The sequence below is a fragment of the Niabella insulisoli genome, assembly GCF_039652435.2.
GTDB lineage: Bacteria > Bacteroidota > Bacteroidia > Chitinophagales > Chitinophagaceae > Niabella > Niabella insulamsoli.
Map to the genome: position 1 here is coordinate 1,299,351 of NZ_CP190246.1, position 16,800 is coordinate 1,316,150.

The 16,800-nt window shown below is 45.5% G+C and carries 14 protein-coding genes and 1 riboswitch; of the genes, 13 read left to right on the forward strand and 1 reads right to left on the reverse strand.

The window, feature by feature from the left end:
- Nucleotides 1-16: 16 nt before the first annotated feature.
- From ABDK00_RS05530 to ABDK00_RS05550, 5 genes are all read left to right on the forward strand, one after another.
- Complete coding sequence (locus ABDK00_RS05530) at nt 17-649, forward strand: porin family protein (RefSeq protein ID WP_346238880.1); 633 nt, start codon at nt 17-19, stop codon at nt 647-649.
- A gap of 91 nt (nt 650-740) precedes the next feature.
- Nucleotides 741-849: riboswitch (SAM riboswitch) on the forward strand.
- Between the two features lie 132 nt (nt 850-981).
- The gene (locus tag ABDK00_RS05535) at nt 982-2,292 is read left to right on the forward strand and encodes an O-acetylhomoserine aminocarboxypropyltransferase/cysteine synthase (RefSeq protein WP_346238881.1); all 1,311 of its coding nucleotides are present in this window, start codon (nt 982-984) and stop codon (nt 2,290-2,292) included.
- 30 nt (nt 2,293-2,322) lie between these two features.
- Nucleotides 2,323-3,339: a homoserine O-acetyltransferase family protein gene (locus tag ABDK00_RS05540; protein ID WP_346238882.1), complete on the forward strand. Its 1,017-nt coding sequence runs from the start codon at nt 2,323-2,325 to the stop codon at nt 3,337-3,339.
- 166 nt (nt 3,340-3,505) lie between these two features.
- The gene (locus tag ABDK00_RS05545) at nt 3,506-4,762 is read left to right on the forward strand and encodes a homoserine dehydrogenase (RefSeq protein WP_346238883.1); all 1,257 of its coding nucleotides are present in this window, start codon (nt 3,506-3,508) and stop codon (nt 4,760-4,762) included.
- 139 nt (nt 4,763-4,901) lie between these two features.
- On the forward strand, nt 4,902-6,131 hold the full coding sequence (locus ABDK00_RS05550; protein WP_346238884.1) for a proline dehydrogenase family protein: 1,230 nt from the start codon (nt 4,902-4,904) through the stop codon (nt 6,129-6,131).
- On the opposite strand, the gene ABDK00_RS05555 is transcribed toward ABDK00_RS05550, so the two are convergent.
- The gene (locus tag ABDK00_RS05555) at nt 6,128-6,559 is read right to left on the reverse strand and encodes a DUF6526 family protein (protein ID WP_346238886.1); all 432 of its coding nucleotides are present in this window, start codon (nt 6,557-6,559) and stop codon (nt 6,128-6,130) included. The two genes, ABDK00_RS05550 and ABDK00_RS05555, sit on opposite strands and share 4 nt — an antisense overlap.
- A 229-nt stretch (nt 6,560-6,788) precedes the next feature.
- Here ABDK00_RS05555 and ABDK00_RS05560 point away from each other — a divergent pair, with 229 nt between their 5' ends.
- The 8 genes from ABDK00_RS05560 to ABDK00_RS05595 all read left to right on the forward strand — a co-directional run bounded on the left by ABDK00_RS05560 (nt 6,789) and on the right by ABDK00_RS05595 (nt 16,721).
- A complete protein-coding gene (locus ABDK00_RS05560) occupies nt 6,789-7,583 on the forward strand; it encodes a thymidylate synthase (protein ID WP_346238887.1) in 795 nt (264 codons plus the stop codon).
- A gap of 53 nt (nt 7,584-7,636) precedes the next feature.
- Nucleotides 7,637-8,128, forward strand: a complete 492-nt coding sequence (locus ABDK00_RS05565) for a dihydrofolate reductase (protein WP_346238889.1) — start codon at nt 7,637-7,639, stop codon at nt 8,126-8,128.
- Nucleotides 8,129-8,193: 65 nt separating this feature from the next.
- Nucleotides 8,194-8,994, forward strand: a complete 801-nt coding sequence (locus ABDK00_RS05570; RefSeq protein ID WP_346238890.1) for a class I SAM-dependent methyltransferase — start codon at nt 8,194-8,196, stop codon at nt 8,992-8,994.
- Nucleotides 8,995-9,015: 21 nt separating this feature from the next.
- Nucleotides 9,016-10,155: a Re/Si-specific NAD(P)(+) transhydrogenase subunit alpha gene (locus ABDK00_RS05575; protein WP_346238891.1), complete on the forward strand. Its 1,140-nt coding sequence runs from the start codon at nt 9,016-9,018 to the stop codon at nt 10,153-10,155.
- 116 nt (nt 10,156-10,271) lie between these two features.
- Nucleotides 10,272-10,586 (forward strand): NAD(P) transhydrogenase subunit alpha, encoded by a 315-nt coding sequence (locus ABDK00_RS05580; RefSeq protein ID WP_346238892.1) that lies wholly within the window; start codon nt 10,272-10,274, stop codon nt 10,584-10,586.
- 13 nt (nt 10,587-10,599) lie between these two features.
- Nucleotides 10,600-12,027, forward strand: a complete 1,428-nt coding sequence (locus ABDK00_RS05585) for an NAD(P)(+) transhydrogenase (Re/Si-specific) subunit beta (RefSeq protein ID WP_346238893.1) — start codon at nt 10,600-10,602, stop codon at nt 12,025-12,027.
- Between the two features lie 60 nt (nt 12,028-12,087).
- Nucleotides 12,088-13,467, forward strand: a complete 1,380-nt coding sequence (locus ABDK00_RS05590; protein WP_346238894.1) for an RsmB/NOP family class I SAM-dependent RNA methyltransferase — start codon at nt 12,088-12,090, stop codon at nt 13,465-13,467.
- Between the two features lie 284 nt (nt 13,468-13,751).
- Nucleotides 13,752-16,721 (forward strand): SusC/RagA family TonB-linked outer membrane protein, encoded by a 2,970-nt coding sequence (locus tag ABDK00_RS05595; RefSeq protein ID WP_346238895.1) that lies wholly within the window; start codon nt 13,752-13,754, stop codon nt 16,719-16,721.
- The last annotated feature ends 79 nt before the right edge of the window (nt 16,722-16,800 follow it).

Below are 16,800 nucleotides of genomic sequence, written 5' to 3' on the forward strand. Positions count from 1 at the left end.
CTTAAAATCTTATCTTATGAAAGTAAAACAATTATTATTTGGCGGACTGCTTTTTGCTGCATCTAATTTGATGATTTCAGAAGCAAATGCCCAAGCAGGACGTTTTGGCGTAAACGCGGGCGTTAATTTCTCTAATATAACCGGAAAAGACGCAGAAAATGAATTTGGAAAAGGAAGTTTAAAAACTGGATTTCAAGCTGGCATCACTTATGATATTGGTATCGCAGATGATTTCGTGGTGCAGCCAGGTTTGAGTTATGTTCAGAATGGCGCCGCCTATGATGGAGCGTTTGAAGACATTGCCGGAAATCCTAAAATCCATTTGAACTATATTCAATTACCGGTGACGTTCCAATATCAACCTGAATTGGGTACCGGGCATCTTTTGCTGGGAGTTGGACCCTATATCGGAATGGGTGTTGGTCAAGTTAAAGTCTCGGGTGATGATGGTGATGTAAAGTGGGATTGGGATGAAGCAAATATTAAAAAAATTGATGCCGGTGGAAAGCTTTTAGCCGGATATCAACTTAGTAATGGATTGTCGTTGAACTTAAACGCAAACTTAGGCTTAGTGAAATTGCCGGATAATGATGATCCTGCGACACTTAATAACACTTCGTTTGGATTCACGCTCGGTTACAAGTTCTAAAGCATATTATTTTGACAAAACCGGCCCCGCAAATTAGCGGGGCTTTTTTATTTGGATATACTGCATTATATTTGCGCCTCGTTCTTTTATATACTTATCAAGAAAGGCAGAGGGTATGGCCCTGTGAAGCCTTGGCAACCTGTTTCGTCGCAAAGAAGCAAGGTGCCAATTCCAACCCGCTACGGCGGGAGAGATAAGCCGGTAGTTTCAACAAAAAATAGTATCAAAATATGAAGCCCGCCTGTTTATCTGGCGGGCTTTTTTTGTGTATAACAGAGGCGAACACTGCGAGGTTTCGAGACAAAATTTTTTAAAAGCTAAAAACATATCTTATGAGTCATACTCTACATTTTGATACGTTACAATTACATGCAGGCCAGCAACCCGATCCTGTAACAGGCAGTCGCGCCGTTCCGCTTTATCAAACGACTTCCTACCAGTTTAAGAATGCCGAGCATGCGGCCAATCTTTTTGGTTTGCGCGAATTTGGTAATATCTACACGCGCATCATGAACCCGACCACCGATGTTTTTGAACAGCGCATGGCGGCGTTGGAAGGCGGGGTGGCTGCTGTGGCTACTGCTTCCGGGCAGGCAGCTCAGTTTTTAGCTATCACGAATATTCTTGAGGCTGGCGATAATTTTGTGAGCACTTCCTTTGTTTACGGCGGTACTTACAACCAGTTTAAAGTAGCTTTTAAAAGACTGGGTATAGAAGCCAGGTTTGCGGAAGGCGATAATGTCGATAGTTTCCGTTCTAAAATCGATGCGAAAACAAAAGCGATTTATCTCGAAACGATCGGTAATCCAAAATTGAATATCCCGGATTTTGAAAAGTTCGCCGCTTTGGCGCGTGAATTTGATATTCCTTTGATTGTTGATAATACATTTGGCGCAGGCGGTTTTTTATGCAGGCCCCTTCAGCACGGCGCCCATATCGTGGTTAACTCGGCCACAAAATGGATCGGCGGCCATGGCACCAGCATTGGCGGAGTGGTGATTGACGGCGGAAACTACAATTGGGGCAATGGTAAATTTCCACAATTTACCGAGCCGTCGGAAGGATATCATGGCTTGAAATTCTGGGAAGTTTTTGGCGAGGGGAACCCGCTGGGGCTGCCCAATATCGCGTTCGCCATCAGAGCCCGCGTGGAGGGCCTGCGAGATTTTGGCCCGGCGTTGAGCCCTTTCAATTCATTCCTTTTATTACAGGGCATCGAAACTTTGTCTTTGAGAGTGCAGCGCACTGTAGATAACGCGCTTGCCCTGGCCCAGTGGTTTGAAGCAAATGAAAATGTGGAATTTGTTTGGTATCCGGGCCTTGAAAGCAACGAGTACCATGCATTAGCAAAAAAGTATTTGAGCAACGGTTTTGGCGGTGTCCTGCAGTTTGGAATTAAAGGCGGCATAGAAAACGGTAAAAAATTCATCGACTCTTTGAAGCTTGTCAGTCATCTGGCTAACGTGGGCGACGCTAAAACGCTCGCCATTCATCCGGCATCAACAACCCATGAGCAATTAAGCGAAGCAGAGAGAAAAGGCGCCGGGGTACTCGATAATCTGATACGCATCAGCGCAGGGATTGAATATATTGATGATATAAAAGCCGATTTTGAGCAGGCTTTCCGGGCAGTTTTTGGATAAATAATTTTGGAGAGGCAGTTTTTTAATTCTATGGATCAGCAGGTTTTCAGATATAATGAAGTGTTTACATTGGAGAGCGGGGCAGCGCTGCATCATCTTCATCTGGCTTATACGACTTACGGCCGGCTCAATGCCGCGAAAGATAATGTCATCTGGATTTTTCACGCCTTAACGGCGAATAGTTGCCCGCATGAATGGTGGCCGGAAATGTTGGGGCCGGGAAGGGTCTTTGACCCCGAAAAGCATTTTATCATTTGTGTCAACATGCCGGGGAGCTGTTATGGCAGCATCAATCCGTTAGACGTTGACCCCGCTACCGGCAGTTCGTATTATCACGATTTTCCCTTTTTTACGATCAGGGATATGGTGCATGCTTACCGGCTTTTGCAGGCTGATTTAGGTATTACTAAAATTGAGATCGGCATCGGGGGCAGCACCGGCGGCCAGCAACTCATGGAGTGGGCGGTGCAGGATCCGGATTTGTTTGAGTATATATTTCCAATCGCCACCAACGCGGTGCATTCGCCCTGGGGTAAGGCTTTCAATGCCACGCAGAGGCAGGCGATTGAGGCCGACACCACCTGGAAAAATAAAATGGTCGACGCCGGCAAAAAGGGGCTGGAAGTGGCCAGAAGCATTGCGTTGTTATCTTACCGCACCGACCTGGCTTATAATAAGACGCAGTCTGAAGCGAGCGACGATCTTATAGAAGGTTTTAAAAGCGAGAGCTATCAGCGCTATCAGGGATCAAAGCTCTCCGCGCGGTTCAACGCTTTCAGCTATTATGCGCTTACCAAAAGCATGGATTCGCACAATCTCGGCCGCGGCAGGGGCGGCGTGGTGCAGGCGCTCAACCGCGTCAAAGCGAAAACGCTGGCGTTGAGCATGGAAGGTGATATTTTGTTTCCGCCATATGAGCAGGAATTTATCGCCAGCAATATTCCGAATGCACACGTGAAATTGATTTTATCCGACTATGGCCACGACGGCTTTTTGCTCGAGTTTAAACAGTTGACGGAGGCGATCGGGGAGTTTTTAAAAAGATAACCGGCTATTAGAAGTGAAGTGGCTGCGCGTTAACAAAAACAAAGCTTTTGTTTGCTGCGGCATCCGGAAAAAGATCAGCGATGCACTTCAGTACAAGCGAGCGTGGCAAAACCGCCGGGTTATATTGAAAGTTGATAACATAAAAGACATTTAAAAAGGAGTATAAATGAGCAAGCACAGACAATTAGTGATCGGGATGTTTGGATTTGGTGTGGTAGGCGAGGGGCTGTACAAGGTGTTGAAGCAGACGCCTTCGTTGAGCGCCTCTATTAAAAAAGTATGTATAAAAAATCCGGGAAAGAAAAGAAATGCGCCGGCGGAATTATTTACAACCGATAAAGAGGAGCTTTTAAACGATCCCGAAATCAACGTGATTGTTGAAGTGATCGATGATGCCAACGCCGCTTTTGAAATAGTAAAAACAGCATTGGGCAATAAGAAAGAAGTGGTAAGCTCGAGCAAAAAAATGGTGGCCGAACATCTCGACGAATTACTGCGCCTGCAGCAGCAGACGGGGCGTTCGTTCTTATATGAATCGTCGGCCTGTGCTTCTATACCCGCGATCAGAAACCTGGAAGAGTATTACGATAACGACCTGCTGCATAGCATCAGGGCGATTGTAAACGGAAGCACCAATTTTATTCTTACTAAAATGTTTGACGAAAACCTGGGCTTTAAGGAAGCTTTGTTGCTCGCGCAGCAGCTGGGTTTTGCGGAAAGCAATCCCACGCTCGATGTAGAAGGGTTTGATGCTTTGAATAAATGGACGATTTTTCTTTGCCATGCCTATGGTATTGTAACCATGCCGGATGAAATTTTATTTACCGGCATTCAAAATATTCATAAGTCGGACGCGCAGGTAGCCAAAGCGCGCGGCCAGCAAATACGCCTGGTGGCGCAGGCTAAAAAGCTGATTGATGGCGGTGTGGCGGCTTTTGTGCTGCCTCAGTTTGTGCAGGCCGATAATCCTTTGTCATTTGTAAAAAATGAATACAACGGGGTAGTTATTGAAAGCGGGTTTGCCGACCAGCAGTTTTTTTACGGCAAAGGAGCGGGCAGTTTCCCAACAGCATCGGCGGTTTTAAGCGACCTCTCGGCGTTGCGCTACGGTTATAAATATGAGTATAAAAAATTGTATCATCATGAACCCAATCAATTGAATGATGATATTTATTTAAAGGTTTATGTAAGTTTTGTTGAAGTTAAAAATATTCCTACCGATGAGTTTGAATGGATCGAGCAATGGCATGCGCAGGAAGACCGGAAATATCTGTCGGGAGTCATTGCGTTGAAAAAATTGAAAGAGAAAAGCTGGTGGAAGGAAAACGGCACCTCTCTGATACTCGAGCCCGACCCGGTGATAGAAAGCGTGGAAGAACGCAAACTAAGGAAAAAGAGCCTGGAGCTGGCGGGATTGTTATAAGATACCTGCAATGTAGTGATCTGCTTAAGCCGCGTTTTGACGCGGCTTCTTTTTTCTAAAATCGGGCCCGCTAACCCGCGCAATCGGTTGTGCAAACCCCGCATGTTTAAAATTTGCGCCTTCACACTATTTTTGTTTTATGAGCGCATCGGAAATTTCATTTAATAATACCGAATTAGCTTTTCAGTACAAATCCGACAAAGATCTGAAAGCATCGAAAAGGTTGTTCAGCATGATGGGCAATCCCTTTCTGGTAAAGCTGGGGACGGCCCTGACGCCCTGGGCGATCAAAGCGAAACTGCCAGTGAAAGGATTGATCAAAAGCACCATCTTCAAACAATTTACAGGCGGCGAAACTTTGGAGCAAACGGCTGCTGTGGCGAGCTTGCTGGGCAAGTATAACGTAGATGTGATCCTGGATTACGGCGTTGAAGGCGGCGGCGGCAGCGATGCTGAATACGATCATGCGGCCTCCGCGTTCATCCGGGTGATCGATTATGCGGCTTCGCAGCCGAATATTCCGTTTATGAGTGTGAAGGTGACCGGCCTGACGCGTTTCTCACTATTGGAAAAACTGGATGAGATCATGCATCGGCGCAAAGGCTCGCTGATAAAAAAATATTTGGGCGCACTTGAAGAACTGGACGCGGAAGAGCGGGAAGAATGGCACCGCGTGCGGCTGCGCATGATGCGGGTTTGCGAAAAAGCGGCGGAAAAAAATGTAGGCATGCTGGTTGATGCTGAGGAAACCTGGATCCAGGATCCGGTGGATGCCTTGGTGATGTTGATGATGGATTCGTTCAACCGGGGAAAAGCCGTGATTTATAACACGGTGCAACATTACCGGCACGATAGGCTGCGTTTTTTAACGGATTGTGCCGATGCAGCCGCGGAGCGAGGTTTTATGTTGGGCGTGAAACTGGTGCGTGGCGCTTATATGGAAAAAGAAAGAAACCGCGCGGAAGAAAATGGCTATCCATCGCCTATTCAGGCAGACAAGCAGGCCACGGATCAGGATTTTGACGCGGGCGTTGCTTACTGCCTCAATCATATAGACCGGATCAGCGTGTTGATCGCCACGCACAACGAAAACAGTAACTTGCTGGCCGTGCAGCAAATGCAACAAATGGGGCTGCCCTTGAACCATCCTCATGTGAATTTTAGTCAGCTGTTTGGTATGAGTGACAATATCACTTTCAACCTGGCGCAGGCCGGCTGCAATGTAAGCAAATACCTGCCTTTCGGCCCGATAGAAGATGTGATTCCTTATTTAATGCGCAGGGCAGAGGAAAATACTTCGGTTAAAGGCCAGACGGGCCGCGAACTCAGCCTGATAGAAAAGGAAATGCGCCGCAGAAAAGCCGGCTAAACCCGCATGTGGTCAGCTTTCCAGCTAACGATGCTCTCTTTAATGGTTTTGGGAGAAAGGTTTTCTTTAATGGTCCTTACTACCAGGGGCACCAATTCTTCGTCAGAGGCAAACCTTAAAGCGGCTATTTGTTCGAAGGATAATTTTTCCTCCATGGGTTCAAAATCCTTCCCTGTCAACATCGAATACTTATGCCGCATTTCCAGCCTGACGATGCGGTTTTGAAGCGTTAGTGCGTAATGTTGCCTCATCATAAAAGCGACCCATATAAGCACGATCAATAATGCGGTCACAAAGAACCAAATCGTTCCTTCTTCTTTAGCTGCTTTATAACCCGCAATAAAAGTAAGCACAGCAGTTAGCGGGTAAAATACAAAATGATGCGGCGCATAAAAACGCACATGATTAGAATAATTCTGAACTTTCATTTTTCTGAATTTCAAGATGTTTGTTGCTTCGGGGCATTCTTTTTAGCGGCCCTGGCCTGATTTTAATTTCCTGCACTTTCAGGCGCATAAAGATAATAACTGCCGGTTTAATAAAACGTTAACCAGAAAGCATATAAAGCAAGTTTCCGGCCATATTTAGAAACTGACAGGTTTCGCACATTCGGCGCCGCCGCGCCTTCATTGCGGCGATTATTATATATCTTGCATTATGCAACAGTATTTAGATCTTCTTCAACATATCCTGGACAACGGTACGCAGAAAACCGACCGCACCGGAACAGGGACGATCAGCACTTTTGGTTACCAAATGCGTTTCGACCTGCAAAAAGGATTTCCGCTGGTGACCACTAAAAAAGTACACCTCAGGAGCATTATTCACGAACTGCTTTGGTTTTTGAAGGGCGAAACGAATATCGCTTATCTCAAAGAGAACGGCGTAAGTATTTGGGATGAGTGGGCCGATGAAAACGGCGACCTCGGGCCGGTTTACGGCAAACAATGGCGCAGTTGGGAAGCAAAAGACGGCAGTGTGATCGATCAGATCAGTGATCTTATCGCGCAGATAAAAAAAACGCCCGATAGCCGCAGGCTGATTATTAGCGCCTGGAATGTGGGAGAGCTGCCTCAAATGGCGCTGATGCCCTGTCACACTTTGTTTCAGTTTTATGTGGCTGACGGAAAATTGAGCTGCCAGCTATATCAGCGCAGCGCTGATGTTTTTTTGGGCGTGCCATTTAATATTGCTTCTTATGCTTTGTTAACGATGATGGTGGCGCAGGTTTGCGATTTAGCTTATGGCGATTTTATTCATAGTTTCGGCGATGTGCACATCTACAATAATCATATCGACCAGGTGCAGCTTCAGTTAAGCCGTGCACCTTTTCCATTGCCGAAGATGGCCATCAATCCCGCTGTAAAAGATATTTTTAGTTTTACGTATGATGATTTCAAACTTGAAAATTATCAAAGCCACCCGGCGATAAAAGCGCCGGTGGCGGTGTAGAAAGAAATGTGTAATGTAGCATTTCAAATTCAAAAATTTTATTTTACATTTTTATGATTATATCATTAGTAGTAGCGGCCTCCAATAATAATGTAATAGGTAAAGATAATGGCCTGGTGTGGAACTTACCCGAGGATATGAAACATTTCAAGAACGTAACCTGGGGCATGCCGGTGGTGATGGGGCGAAAAACCTTCGAAAGCTTTAAACGGCCCCTTCCAGGGCGAAAGAATATTGTGTTGAGCAATCAGAAAGGCCTGAAAATAGATGGCGCCATTGTGTTGAGTAGTTTGAAGGATGTGGAGTTTATGGTAAAAGAAGCTGACGTAAAAGAACTCATGGTGATAGGCGGCGGTGAAATTTACAAGATGTATTTTCCCAAAGCCAATCGTATTTATCTTACGAGAGTGAACACGGCCATTGAAGGCGATACCACTTTCCCTGTCATTCAGGAAAAGGAATGGAAACTGGTAAGTTCGGTAGAAAACAAAGCCGACGACCGGCATGCATTTGATTATACGTATGAAATCTGGGAACGGAAATAAACGACCGGGGCCACGGCTGTTGGTCCGTCGGCCTTTCACATCAAAACCTATAAATACAAATCAAATTGTCTTATTCTCCATTACAGGCCGCCGCGAAGTATTTTAAATACTATGTCCACGCGGCCAATAGCAAGGGCCACGGCATGCATTCGCCATTTGTGTTTGAGTTTATCACAAAAGTGATGAATGATTTTACAAAATACGATGATTACGCCCGCGTGGAAGCATTGCGCAAAACATTATTGAACGATACGGCCGAAGTAAAGGTGACGGATATGGGCGCTGGTTCTGCGGTTTCTAAATCCGAAAATAGAACGATCGCTTCGATTGCAAAAAACGCTGCAAAGCCTAAGAAATTTGCACAGCTATTATATCGGATGGTGAGGTTTTACCAACCGCAAACCATTCTTGAGTTGGGAACATCGCTCGGTATAACCACAAGTTATCTGGCGCTGGCCAATACGCGAGCCCGGGTGATTACAATGGAAGGCGCAACATCGATCATGGAAAAAGCAAAAGCTAATTTTGAATCGCTGCAGCTAAAGAATATTGAGGTGGTGGATGGTAATTTCGATGAAACCTTATCGGGGGTTTTAAGCGCCCATCCCAAAATAGATTTTGCCTTCATCGATGGAAACCACCGCCAGGAGCCGACGGAACGGTATTTTCAACAGTTGTTGCCTCACCTGCATAACGATAGCTTATTGATTTTTGACGATATTCACTGGAGCAGCGAAATGGAGCAGGCCTGGAAAAATATTATTAGCCACGAAGCAGTGACCTGTGATATCGATTTGTTTTATATTGGCATTGTCAGCTTTCGAAAAGAGTTTAAAGAAAAACAGAGTTTTAGCGTCAGGGTTTAAAGGCTTTTAAATATCTTTAGGATGCATTATTCCTTCAGAAAAAAGCCAACCCTTATGACGATCGGTGTTTTAAAAGAACCTGAATTTGAGACCAGGGTTTCCTTACTTCCAGAAACTGTGGCTTTGCTTACCAAGCAGGATATTGCCGTATGGGTGGAAGAAGACGCCGGAGGAAAAGCCTTTTGCAGCAACACCGATTATGAAAAAGTTGGCGCCCGTGTCGCCAGCCGCCAGGCCGTCATCGAAAACGCAGCGATACTTTTAGCCATTCATCCATTACCAGCCACCGAACTTCAAAAGTTACGATCGAAAATATTGATAGGTATTTATCAGCCTTTGTTTAACAGGGAGCTGATGCTTCACTACAGTGAGCACGGTCTTACTACATTCTCTTTAGATATGCTGCCGCGTACTACCAGGGCGCAGTCGATGGATGTGCTGAGTTCCCAGGCCAATATTGCGGGCTATAAAGCGGTCATAACCGCTGCAAACGCTTATTCACGCTACTTTCCGATGTTTATGACCGCGGCGGGCAGCATCGCGCCGGCCAAAGTTTTAATATTGGGCGCAGGTGTGGCGGGCCTGCAGGCCATTGCTACGGCCAAGCGACTCGGCGCTGTGGTCGAAGTGTTTGATACCCGGCCGGCCGTGAAAGAAGAAGTGCAAAGCCTAGGCGCCAAGTTTGTAGAAGTCGAAGGCGCCGCTGACGCTTCTTCCGGCGGTGGTTATGCGGTAGACCAGACGAAAGCCTACAAACAAAAGCAACAACAAAAAATTGCGGACACCATTGCCAAATCTGATATAGTTATTACAACAGCACAAATCCCCGGCAAGAAAGCCCCCTTGTTGGTGACAGAAGCGATGGTGGTATCTATGCGGAAAGGGTCGGTGATAGTGGATCTTGCGGCGGCAACTGGCGGCAATACGCCGCTAACAAAAGATGGCCAACAAGTGTTGCATCATGGCGTTACTATTATAGGCAATTCCAATCTGCCGGCTACGCTTCCTTCAGACGCCAGTAAGCTGTATGGTAAAAATCTTTTTAATTTTCTGCAGCTAATCGTCAAAGCAGGCGAAGTAGCGCTGGACTGGGAGGATGAGCTGGTAAAGGGCGCCTGCATCACACACGACGGACAGATCGTAAACGAACGGATAAAATAGTTATTTAATCAGCTTTAAAGAAAATTGCTTTTAGCTCAGCCGCAAGTCGGTATTCATTTTCTTATTACCTGTAAAAAGGCCGTTGGTGATTTTCTTGAAGCGCATCTTATCAGCTTATGTTAGATTGGGTTTCGGCGCATCAGCAAGTTATTTACATTGTCATCTTAATGATATTCGTCGGTATCGAAGTAATCGGCCGCGTTCCCAGCGTGCTGCACACGCCTCTCATGAGCGGCGCCAATGCGATTCATGGTGTGGTGATTATCGGGGCGATCATCGTGATGGGCCAGGCGGATCCTGACAACTACCTCGCGTTAATATTAGGCTTTATCGCCGTTATTGTCGGCACACTGAATGTGGTGGGTGGATTTGTGGTAACAGATCGAATGCTTGAAATGTTCAAATCTAAAAAAGGAAAATCCGGACGTTGATAAAAACGCGCTTATGGCAATGAATATACTCACTCTTTGTTACCTGGTCGCATCTGTGACTTTTATTGTCGGACTGAAAATGCTGTCCAATCCTGCGAAAGCGAGAGCGGGCAACCTGTTAGCTGCTTCAGGAATGGCGCTTGCGATTATCGCAACCATTTTTTTATATCAGAACGAGCAGGGCCAATACCTGGGAAATTATACCTGGATTTTTGCCGGCATTGCTATTGGTGCGCTCGGGGGAACGCTTGCCGCCAGACGAGTAAAGATGACTGCAATGCCAGAGATGGTAAGCATGTTTAACGGTATGGGAGGCCTGTGTGCGGCTTTGATAAGTATCGTTGAATTCGACCACCTGCAATCCGCCGCTGTTATGGCCACTGAAATCGGACTGGGTTACTTTTTGCCGGTAGGTACTTATGTCATCATATTACTGGGGCTGATTATTGGTTCGGTATCTTTTTCGGGAAGCATGATTGCCTGGGGAAAATTAAACGGAAAGTTTAAGGATTTTTCCTTCAAGGGGCAACAAATCGTTAACCTGATTTTTTTGGCGTTGATGATCGCGCTATCGGTTTATCTTGCGTTTTCCCGCTTAGATCATGCTTTTCTTTTTTACATTATTTTTCTGCTGGCGTTGCTATACGGTTTGCTGTTTGTTTTTCCGATCGGCGGCGCCGATATGCCTGTAGTAATTTCGCTGTTGAACTCTTTCACCGGTGTAGCTGCGGCTTGTGCCGGATTTTTATACGACAACAAAGTCATGCTTACCGGGGGTATCCTTGTAGGCGCCGCGGGCACGCTGCTCACCATTTTGATGTGCCGCGCTATGAACCGTTCGCTCGCAAATGTGTTGATCGGTTCATTTGGCGCCGGAAAAGCCGGCGCTTCGGGCGGCGGCGAGCAGGGGCAATACAAAGAGATTACACTCAGCGATGCCGCAGTAGTCATGAGCTATGCCAATCGCGTGATGATTGTGCCGGGTTATGGGTTGGCCGTAGCGCAGGCACAGCATGCTTGTCACGAATTGGAGAAACTGCTGGAGGCGAAAGGCGTAGAAGTGGTCTATGCTATTCACCCGGTAGCAGGCCGCATGCCCGGCCATATGAACGTGTTGCTTGCCGAGTCTGATGTGGCGTATGATAAACTATTGGAAATGGAACAGGCCAATGAAATGTTTCCGACAACAGATGTGGTGTTGATATTAGGCGCCAATGATGTAGTAAACCCTGCCGCCAAAACTGATCCGGCTTCTCCAATCTACGGGATGCCGGTTTTAGATGTCGAAGCCGCTAAGTCTGTTATCGTCAATAAACGTAGCATGAAGCCGGGATATGCCGGCATTGAAAACGAGTTGTTTTTTTATCAGAAAACCTCCATGCTTTTTGGTGATGCAAAAAAAATATTGCAGGAGCTAAGCGCCGAAATAAAATCATTGTAAAGCACAGGCTTTCCGCGGAAACTACTGCTGCATCTGGGCTTTGTTGCCTACTTTTGCCTCGTGCAGTTACCTCATGAGTTATTACGATCCTTACAGGGCGTCACAGGTTTCGATCAGGAAGCGTTTATTGCGGCGCACCAATCATCGAAGCCCGTTACTTCTATTCGAACCAATCCGGCCAAAATAGTTGATGAGCAAATGGCTGACCATTTTCAGGAAAAATGGTCGCACCCGGTAGCCTGGACACAGCATGGCCATTATCTTTCGCAACGGCCTTCTTTTACTTTCGACCCCTTGTTTCATGCCGGTTGTTACTACGTTCAGGAAGCGAGTAGCATGTTTCTTGAACAGGCTTTGCGGCAATCGTTAGATTTGTCAGCTCCTTTGAAAGTGCTTGATCTCTGCGCTGCGCCAGGTGGCAAGTCTACGCATTTGCAATCCTTGATTTCGGATAAGAGCCTGCTGGTGAGCAACGACGTGATCAGGCCGCGCGCTAATATCCTGAAAGAAAATATGATCAAATGGGGTGGAAACAATGTTGTTGTCACGAATAACGATCCCCGTGATTTTAAAGCACTGCCAGGATATTTTGATGTGATCGTCGTGGATGCACCGTGCAGTGGTAGTGGCTTGTTTCGAAAGGACGAAGCGGCTATCAATGAATGGAGCGATGATAATGTAGCGCTGTGTAGTCAGCGCCAGCAAAGGATTCTAGCTGATGTATTGCCGGCTTTAAAAAGGGATGGTATACTGATTTATGCTACTTGTTCTTTTTCAAAAGCGGAGGATGAAGCGATGATGGATTGGTTAGCCGATGCCTTTGCCTTGTCGAATATCCGCCTGGCTACAGACGATCGATGGGGCATCACCGAAACCTCAACTTCGGCTGGCAATTTCGGTTACCGGTTTTGGCCGTATTTGGTTGAGGGGGAAGGTTTTTTTCTTTCCGCTTTTAGAAAAGTGCAGGAAGCGCCCGCTAAAAAATCAAAGCGAGGAACGGCAAAGCTGGTCACCAAAGTATTCGCCTCCGCTATTGCAGATTTTGTAGCTGTGGAAGATGTTGAGCTTATTCAGGCTAACGATAAATTGTATGCATGGCCTTCCTGCTTACTTCCTGACTTCGATGTTGTACTACAGCATTTGCGGGTCATTTACTCCGGCATTTTGTTAGGTGAAATGGCACATAAAAAATTCATTCCCGATCATGCGTTAGCGATGAGCAATGCTTTTTCTAACCACGTAAAAAAAGTTGAATTAACCCTACAGCAATCAATAACCTATCTTCAAAAAAATCCTTTATCCATCACTGTTTCAGACAAAGGGTGGCAGCTGGCTTGCTACAAAAAAATGCCCCTCGGTTGGATCAATGTTTTGCCCAATCGCATCAATAATTACTACCCGAAAGAACTGCGAATTTTAAAGCAAAATTTTAACGTTTAATGCTTTTTTGAAAGAGCCGATTTTAACATTTGTGTTATCGAATTGTAAAATTTGCGCATACGGTTGCGCATTCAAATGCCATTTAATTCACTTTATATTTACACTGTAGTCGCGGATGGATATTGCTTATAACGCGGATTTACAACGTTTGAAAGAAGTGCAGACCAGAGCCATAGAGAAGGAAAAGAAAATTGACAAAGTTTAAAGATGACTTATACTGGTGCCAAATAATCCAGTAGCAAAATTAACAATTCCAGAAGGGGATAAACTAAAATTTTTACTTGATGAGACTAGTAAACGACTTCCGTTCGTTCCGGATTTTCATTTTTCAGATTTTGTTTGCCGGAATCGGTTTTTCGGCTGCTGCGCAACAGGTTGATACATCTGAGGTAGCTGCTGAAGATACCTTATTGGCGGAGCCAACAAATGGGGTATCAATTCTGAAAGCGGCACAAAAGTTTAAAGGCTCAACAATCGACGAGGTTCCTTTTCAATATGTGGATAGGCAACCTTATATATCGGTTCAGCAAATGCTAAAAGGTAATGCGGCGGGTGTTTACGTTCAGGAACCTACCGGCGAACCGGGAACCGAGCAAAACATTTTTGTACGCGGTTTAACGGCTCCGCTATTAAGTAAGCGTGAATTGTTTGATCAGCAGCCGGTTATTTTTTTAAACGGCATTCCCTTAACGCAGGATAATCCGTTTGCGTATGAAATTCAAAAATATGATTTCAATCGAATTGGGCCGGCCACCAACCTGCTTGCAGCCTACAACCAGGACAATATTGAATCGATAGAGGTGATTAAAGACCCTACCACGCTCGCTTCGCTGGGGTCCATGGCTGCCAACGGAGCAATTTGGATAACGACAAAAAATGCGAGATCAGGGTTTAGAGAGATTAGTATTAATTCTTATTTCGGGTACGCAGCAAGGCCGAATGTTTATGCTACCAACGCGGCTTATGAGGACAATTTCAGACAACCTTTTTATAATAGATACGGTACGATCAACGATCGGCTGAATTATCCGCCTTATTTGCGGGACTCAACTAACGTTGATTATTACGGACCCTCCGACTGGACTGATCTTTACTATCAATATGCTCCGACTTATAACGTAGACGCGAGTATCAGTGGTGGCTCGGATCGGGCAAACTTTCGGTTTTTTTCGGGGTTGACTAAGAATGCAAACAGCGCTGATGCGACATCTTTTACACGCTACAACGGCTCTTTCTATATTAATGTGGCACCCGTTAAATGGATGATGGTTTCGAGCATGATAAGTTACACCCGGCAGGAAAGAGAGCGTAACAGAAACGTGCGCGACCGCCTGGCTGAACAGCGTTACATTCCTGATTTGACCAATCCGCTTACACCAAACAAAAATTTGTACGGCACCTATCTCTATGAGTTTGATAAAGACTATGCTACCGGCGCTATTGATGACAATATCAATAATCTGATCAATGGCTACTTAGCTATTAGTGCCAGCCCGATTGGAAGGCTTACTTACACCGGTCGCATCGGATTCGACTACAACGAGGGCATTCGAGACGTGTTTTGGCCGCGAACGTTATTGGAAGGCAACAACTTTGTTTCGAACTATTTCGGATATAATCAAAGGCTTGTACTTACCAATAGTTTAAGCTATGAGTGGGGTGTGGGGAGTGAGGGCCATTTAAACTTAAGGGGTGGTCAAAATTTCGTGTCTGATATGTACAAATACGACTATGCTTACGCGAATAATACGCCAAACGATTTTGTCAAGATTAATGTCGTTGAAGGAGATCCAAATAAGGCAGACTACCTGACGCCGAGAGGTTTTTTAGTCAATTATTTTCCAGGTAAAATGCAATCAAAATTGGTGTCCTTCTTTGGAAATGCAGTGTATAGTTATAAAGATGCGTTAAAGCTTAGTGCGGTAGTAAGTCGTGAAGGTTCGTCAAATATGCAGGCAGACAACAGGTGGTTTACAAATTATTCGGGCAGGATTGAATATGATTTTCAAAAGATGATCGCCGAGGGAGGATCTTTTAGTTCCCTGCTGGCAACTGCTTCATATGGGCGGATAGGTAAGCTATTAAGCGATGATCGCTTCAACGCCGGACCTGCTTATAGAGTGGATGTTGGTTTTACCGATGAGCCTACTTTAGGGTCTTACTCCGGGATTGGCGGGCTGTCGCGGCCCTACACTTCTGGATGGGTGGGCTACGGTATTCCCTGGGCATATACAAATCAATTAAATGTTGGGTTAAGAATCGGCTTTATCGATGATCGTATTCTATTGGGCATCGATGGGTATCGCAAGGCAGACAAGGATATGCTGTTGCCCGTGCCTGTAGCAGCTGAATGGGGTTATACAGGGGCCTATAAAAATGGTCTCGAAGTAGATAACACTGGCGTTGACCTGTCTTTAGCCGCCCAGATATTACCACAGGCAGAAAAACGCCTGGGCTGGCTATTTACAGCGAATTTTAATTACAACAAAAACGAACTGGCTGCTTTGCCTGATGGTTTATCAGAGGTTGCCATTGGTAATACCAGGCTTGAGGTGGGAAAACCTATTGATGCATTTTGGATTTTGAAAAACAACGGAATTTATAACACTGATGCCGAAGTGCCCACAAATCCTTCAACCAATGCACCGGTTAGCTACAAGGGAGTGCCGTTAAAGGCGGGCGACCCTCGCTGGGTTGATGTCAATGGAGATTATACCATCAACGACGACGACAAAGTGCTAGAAGGCAATTATATGCCAAGAATAAGTGGTGGCTTTGGAAGCAGTTTGACATATAAAGACTTCTCTCTCGATTTTCAATTTTACTATGCTTTTAAAAGAAATGTATTGAATCAATACGCCGCCTCCAGGTTGGATTTTATCAATACTGAAGTGAATAATAATATCAACTCCGTTAAGGAAATAACTTTCTGGGAGCGTAAGCAGGAGCTTTCAGACTATCCGGTTTATAACCCCTGGAGCGCAGTAGTGCCTTATCGCCTGGATCAGGACCTTTTTCTGGATAATGCTTCTTATCTGAAACTTCGCTCCTTATCGATCGGGTATGATATCAGCGGAAACGGCACCAGAACAGCTTTCAAAAAATGTTTGGTTTATCTCACTGGAACTAATTTGTTGACCTTTTCTCCTTTTAAAGGCGATGATCCTGAGTTGGCTAATTATAATGGTATTTACAGCGGCTATGGCCTTATTAATCCTCAGTCTTTAATCCTGGGTATAAAAATGAGTTTCTAAGCCGGTTCGGCTCCAAATTTTAGAACGATAAGTTAAAACACAGTTTCGCATTCGAAAATAATCATGGCCGTTTGCGGCG